Source organism: Leptospira kemamanensis (assembly GCF_004769665.1).
In the GTDB taxonomy this organism is placed as follows: Bacteria; Spirochaetota; Leptospiria; order Leptospirales; family Leptospiraceae; genus Leptospira_A; species Leptospira_A kemamanensis.
The window spans coordinates 57195-63377 of record NZ_RQGG01000046.1; the positions used below are offsets into that span (position 1 = coordinate 57195).

Below are 6183 nucleotides of genomic sequence, written 5' to 3' on the forward strand. Positions count from 1 at the left end.
AAGAGAAAAACTATTTGCAGTATTTCATTATATGAGTACGATAACGTAATCGGTGTTAACTTCCATTGACACCCAAAACTAAATGATTCCTTCACAATGATCAAATATACCTCTATTCTCATCCTTTTTCTCTCCACTGTTATCTCCGCTGAAACAAAACGGATATATGCTCAATATGGTAGTGGAAGTATCAATGACAGTAAACCTATCATCTCACCTGGTGTTGGTCTTGCAGTAATCGCATCCCAACCTGCCTTTTCGGAAAAACAATTACAATTAATACCTGTCGCTTCTGAAAGGAACATTAAGTACAAAACGGAATATACAACCGTTGGGTATGAAAGCAATCCTCATGACGAAAATGTATTTTTACGCATTGGATTTACAAATGCGAAACTCAAATCAAATCCATACCTATTAGGACTTGATGCAAAATTTTTCTTTGATCATTTCAACCCCGACTTAGAGCAAATCAATCTCATCCAAAGATTCTTTGTGTATTCAGTATTCTTATTGGTTCCTGAGTACGAAAGCAGAGAATTAAAAAGTGGAGTTAATTTTGAAGCAAATCTCATTGATTTAGGCGCCCGATACCAAAAAGAATTTTTTGGATTTTTGAAACCAACCATTGGCATCGATTTTGGTTTGGGAAAATGTACGATAAGGGAATCTTGCACTGCGTATTCTGTAAGTCCTTTCACCGGTCTCGGTTTTTATTACGGCACAACAGAAATTTCATTCACAGTGATGAGAAAATACCTTTGGCTAGAATTTGGACCAACGAGTTATAATCTCAATTTTAAAGGAAACGATACGTTTATGATTTCCTTATCTCAAGAAATCAATTTTGATTCTGAGTAAGAACCTAAAGCATTAGATTTACCTAAAACATGGAACAAATCTTTTGTTCTCTTTGGAGTAACCTCATAAACTCTCAAAACTAAACTTACTTATTTGATTCAATATCCAAAATGTGGAATGTATTCAGATTTTTTTTCACATTTTTTTTCTTCAATTGTTTTGTATAAACAGTTTGTTAAACTTTGGTCGGCTAACCACTGATTGAATCTTGAAGATTAACCATTCGCTTCGGCCACATTAGCGTAATTCTGATTTGCTAGATATCCTAGACAAACAGTACTAGCAGAACCGGAATAAAATCCACCTTCCCTTTGAACACTTTCCATACAATAGTCCTTTTGGTCTGTGCAATTCATGGAACCAACTAACATAAGAAATAAAACTACTACCTTGAACGGAATCCTCAAATTATAGTTTATTTTCAAAATATTTCCCGTTACCATCATACTACTGCCAAAAATCGTTACGAAATTCGATTCTGTTTTTTCCATTGAAACAATTGGAAATGATTGAGTTGATCAAAGAAATCATTGGCTCCATACAATCCTGGCAAGTATTTGTTTTCTTCTTTCTTACAATCTTTCTTTTTCTTTAGGTAAGTAAGGCAACCAACTAATACAATATTGCTAACGCTGGCTTGCGCAAAATCTTTCTCTGCACTCAAGATTTTTGGAGATAAAAGAACCAACTGATCACAATAAGATTTAAAATCTCTATCCAAATAATACATACAGGCTTGTTTTTGTGTGCCAATCATACAATTCGTAAAAAAAGAGATCAGAAATAGGATAACTAATGGGTATCGTTTCATATAGAGTTCTACTAATCTCCAAAATGTGGGATATATTTAGATTTGCTCTGACATTTACGCTCTTCAGCAACCTTTACAATGCAAATTGCCAATGCCTCACTTGCCAGAAATCTTGCAGCAAAAGAAGATCTTCCTTGTTCTTCACTTGTCCTAGCTGTTTCTGATAAAACAAGGTAAGTTGCACATGCTGAACTTGAATCTTGGTATTTCTCTCCGCCTTTCGTTTCTGCCCTTTTAAGGCATTGATCTTTTTGATTAGAGCAATTAATATAGACCGAAAACATTATGGCAACGATCAAGATTTTTAATACTTTGTTTAACAACATATTGCTATTCAGGTAGAGGCCAGCGAGTAGATTCTTTCTTGCATCTACGAAGCTCCTCTCTTTGGTTAAGGCAAATTACAAGTATAGAATTCAGATTTGGACTTTTTATATTATCTTCATTTGGAATTGAATCTATCCCGAGCAAAGAATAACATCCGTCTAAATTACTATATCCCAATCTCGAGTAACATTGTTCTTCGAAATTGCAATACATACCAAATGCCGATATGGATAAGATAATTGGTACTAATTTTATTTTTGATAAACTGAACTTTCTCAATTTGATTTTCCTTAATCGTTCACTCTGATCCTAATTCTAATTTCCATAATAACTTCCTGTTAAGGGAATATAGAACTTTTGTTTTCGCATTGGTTTAATTTGTGAATCGCTAATAAACATCGAGTTAGAAGATAATTGAAACTATTTTGCCCTTGTGGACTTTGATTGGTGATTAGTGGATTATCAATGACTATAGGTAAAGCAATGCCACAATTGACTCGTGCTACATCTTTTTTTCCCTCACTCCCGACACCATCCTTACATTTATCCCTCTGTGATTTCATCTTATATTCAAACTCACTTTGTGAGCAGGCTAAGAGAGAAAACACAAATACAATTAGACTTACTTGAACAATTTTTAATTTCATTTTATTAGATTTCCAAACATTGGCTTTTTTGAAGTTTCCTTTTCTTTCTATTAATGCTTTTCATGGCAATCCCTTTCGCGTTGGGAAGGGGATCAAACTTTAATATATAGTTTCTTGTTCAGTCTTTAACTAATCTTGGAATGGCCATCGACGTGGTTCTTTTTTACATTCTTCTATTTTCTTATATTCGTATAAGCAAAATAATATAGTCCTATCCAGCGATGAATTAGTTCTTCTTTCCTCAGGGATCGCATTATATAAAGCCAGTCCCGAAATACATACATCAAGAGAGTCATTTCCGTTTTGTGCATAACATTGTTCCTGAAAATTGCATTTCATCGTGATTGCTATCAAAACTATGTAAATAATCCACTTTAAAAGTATTATTTGATTTTTCATAAAGACTTTTCCTTTTTAAAACTTTACTCAGATCCTATTTCTAATTTCCATAAAATCTTCCTATCGTCATATTACAAATTCCGTTTCTAGCAAATCTACCTGGTCGCATTACTAATCTTTCTTGGTTAACCATGAATTCGCCTTACAATGTAGGTGCATGTTGCAATAAAGAGTAATGGAAAAATAAACTTTAAGAAATAAGCAATTGAAAACACATCAGCAACTGGCTTTTTGATGTTTCCTATTGATAATGACTAAATTATTTGATTCCGTCATTTTCCGCATAAAACTAACAATTTTACAAATTCATAACATACAATTTTACTCATTGGAACCCATTTTTTCTTCGCCCCATGTTTCCAAAACGTTTGGAACGGAATTCACGGGTTTTCAGAACGTTAAAATCGGTTTTTTGAAATTTTTTTTTATGAGGACGCTATAAAATACGTTTCTCGATCATTTCATTTTTGAATCTATTGATCCTATTGGGCAAGAGTTAGCAAAATTTAACCTTAACCCTAATTTTGTTAGTTGCTTTTTACTACAAACAAACGTTAGATTGACAAAATTTGGTATTTCCGTGTGAACCTTTCCTTAGAAATCCAAATTCTAAACCCATGGAGATACAAATGAAACATTTGAATACAATTCTTTTAGGATTGTTCCTTTTAACGTCGGCAGTTCATGCCGAAGATGATATTCTAAACAAAATCAACAACCTCAAATACCAAACTGGCAGTGTGACCATTGGTGAAAAACTGGCAACGATTAAGGTTCCCAAAGGATTTAAATTCCTTGATGCAAAACAAAGCCAATTTGTTCTACATGAAGTATGGGGGAATCCTTTAAACGAAGGTATCCTTGGGATGTTATTCAAAGCAGACCAATCTCCTATCAGTGACAACTTTACGTATGCCATTACTTATTCTTTTTCAGAGGATGGATATGTTAGCGATTCAGATGTCAACGAAATCAACTATGATGATCTTTTGAAATCCATGAAAGAAGACATTAGCGAAGGCAATGAAGATCGCAAAAAAGAAGGATACCCGACGATGGAACTTGTGGGTTGGGCCAATAAACCATTTTACGATGCCAATGCAAAAAAACTCCATTGGGCAAAAGAACTTCAATTTGAAGGAGATACAGTCAATACTCTCAATTATAATATTCGAATCCTGGGCCGTAAAGGAATTCTGGAACTAAATGCGATCTCTGATATTGAAAAATTAAAATTAGTCCAAACTGATATTCCAGCCATCCTTGCTTCTACTGAATTCAATGAAGGAGAAAAATATTCAGATTATTCTCCGGGCGTTGATAAAATGGCTGCTTATGGAATTGGTGGACTGATCGCTGGGAAAGTGTTAGCAAAAGCCGGATTTTTTGCCTTGTTACTTAAATTTTGGAAGGTCATTGCGATCGGTGCCATTGCTGCTCTTGGTTTCATCAAAAAACTTTTTACCAAAAAAGCAGACAATAGTTCCGTATAATAGGAATTATATTCTATAACCAATTTTCATATAAAGCAAATAGAAATCAAAACCTGGATAGGCTAAAACCTAACCAGGTTTTCACTCTAGAATTCAGAAAATCTAAATGAATTGAAGCTAAACATTCAACAGAAGAGACAATGCACGAAGAAACAGATAAAAAGGAATTTATACGATCTGGATACAGAGAAACGAATTAATCGAGAGTTTACATGGTTTGAGGATCCTTTTAGATTACATGCGTGTGGACGAATTGACGTTCATCAAAAATCTCAAACTCATTTTCCCAAATTTAGAAGAATTTGAAATCATCGATTTTACCAAAGCAGTCTTTATCAGCAAACTTTGGATCAAATCAAAGTAATTTCTCATTTTCGATTCCTAACCCTTTTCCAATGAAATGAATTTGCATGTGAATCGATCTACTATTATCATACAAAACTTCGTATAAACCAATAGACTGTATCAATGATTTATCGATTTTGAATTTTTTGAAACGAAACACAGGATGAAATTGTTTCCATTTTACCTGATTGTAGATCCTTACAACTCATCGAGATCAATTCTTTGTGGCATTGGTTATAAATCGTTTGAATTTCTAATGGATTAGATCCTATTAATTTATAAGCATTACTTTCCCGAAATCGTTTTTGACAATTGGTTTCATCCAATCGACCTTCCGTAAATTTTTTCAAATTTTCTGGAATTGTTTTCCATTCTGAATCTGCGCATTCACGAAATTTTTTACAAATTTCTGAAGTTAAACTTAAAGACTCATTTTGCCAATCAAGTTGGTTGATACCTTTCTCTTTTTTGCAAGATACAATGGAAATTAATAACAAAATAAATGCGAATAGGATCACAGTTGGTTTTAAAGTAAATCGAGAAATTGGATGATCATTTCGTTGGTACATGTTCTTCGCCTTCAATTATTCTGAGTCAAATTATGAATGTAATTGCAAACCTATCGTCTCAACCTTTTTGAATTTGAAAAGAAGAATTGTCAACTAGCGTAAATCTATTTCAAGATTTTCTTGGTTCATTTTAGAACCAAAGTTGGAATTTCCTATGCGTCGTGGAAGGTTAGTGCTATTTCACTTGGGTGATAATTGCAATTCGGATATCATAACCGCAGTGGGGCTGTTGGGTGAAAATGGTAATTCGTTTATCAGACAGAGTCTATGGAGCTGTTATTTGTAATTCGTTTATTGGACAGAGTATTGCTGGTGGTAATGGTAATTCGCTTATCGGACCGAGTATTGCAGGTGATATTGGTATGACGATTAACAAACGTATTAAATTGATGTTCTTGATCTTTTAAAGGGTCAGGTTCGATACTAACTTCCTTCGAAATCAAAAGTTTGATGGATCGTCATTTATTACTTAATAAGGACCGTCGTAATTATATTTTTCAATCGTTTTAATAAATTTTTTATTTCTATATAAATCCGCTACGTAGACAGTTCCAGCATATTCCATACCTTTCGTTTCATAAACAGAAAGAAAGATTTCTATTTTTGTTTTTGTATCTTGAATTTTACAAATATATCACGCATTTAAAATAGTTTCATCTAAGGATCTAAAATCTAAAGTTCTATCGACATTTTTTCTATCTTCTTCAATTTCATTTAACACATTTTTATAT

At 33.3% G+C, this 6183-nt stretch carries 7 protein-coding genes; 3 read left to right on the forward strand and 4 right to left on the reverse strand.

Translation table 11 applies throughout. The features are described from left to right. The first annotated feature begins 96 nt into the window (after positions 1–96). Positions 97–861, forward strand: coding sequence for a hypothetical protein (locus tag EHQ59_RS16075; RefSeq protein WP_135620791.1), 765 nt, complete (start codon positions 97–99; stop codon positions 859–861). A gap of 463 nt (positions 862–1324) precedes the next feature. On the opposite strand, the gene EHQ59_RS16080 is transcribed toward EHQ59_RS16075, so the two are convergent. From EHQ59_RS16080 to EHQ59_RS16090, 3 genes are all read right to left on the reverse strand, one after another. After that, complete coding sequence (locus EHQ59_RS16080) at positions 1325–1672, reverse strand: hypothetical protein (RefSeq protein WP_208652438.1); 348 nt, start codon at positions 1670–1672, stop codon at positions 1325–1327. Positions 1673–1683: 11 nt separating this feature from the next. After that, a complete protein-coding gene (locus EHQ59_RS16085) occupies positions 1684–1998 on the reverse strand; it encodes a hypothetical protein (protein ID WP_135620792.1) in 315 nt (104 codons plus the stop codon). 339 nt (positions 1999–2337) lie between these two features. Continuing rightward, positions 2338–2646, reverse strand: a complete 309-nt coding sequence (locus EHQ59_RS16090; RefSeq protein WP_135620794.1) for a hypothetical protein — start codon at positions 2644–2646, stop codon at positions 2338–2340. Positions 2647–3674: 1028 nt separating this feature from the next. On the opposite strand from EHQ59_RS16090, the gene EHQ59_RS16095 reads away from it, so the two are divergent. Both EHQ59_RS16095 and EHQ59_RS16100 read left to right on the forward strand, forming a co-directional pair. Further along, positions 3675–4538: a DUF2167 domain-containing protein gene (locus EHQ59_RS16095; protein WP_135620796.1), complete on the forward strand. Its 864-nt coding sequence runs from the start codon at positions 3675–3677 to the stop codon at positions 4536–4538. 217 nt (positions 4539–4755) lie between these two features. Next, positions 4756–4902, forward strand: coding sequence for a hypothetical protein (locus EHQ59_RS16100; RefSeq protein ID WP_244245582.1), 147 nt, complete (start codon positions 4756–4758; stop codon positions 4900–4902). A gap of 109 nt (positions 4903–5011) precedes the next feature. Here the strand turns inward: EHQ59_RS16100 and EHQ59_RS16105 are convergent, their stop codons facing one another. Continuing rightward, positions 5012–5452, reverse strand: coding sequence for an LA_2478/LA_2722/LA_4182 family protein (locus tag EHQ59_RS16105; RefSeq protein WP_244245583.1), 441 nt, complete (start codon positions 5450–5452; stop codon positions 5012–5014). Positions 5453–6183 lie beyond the last annotated feature (731 nt).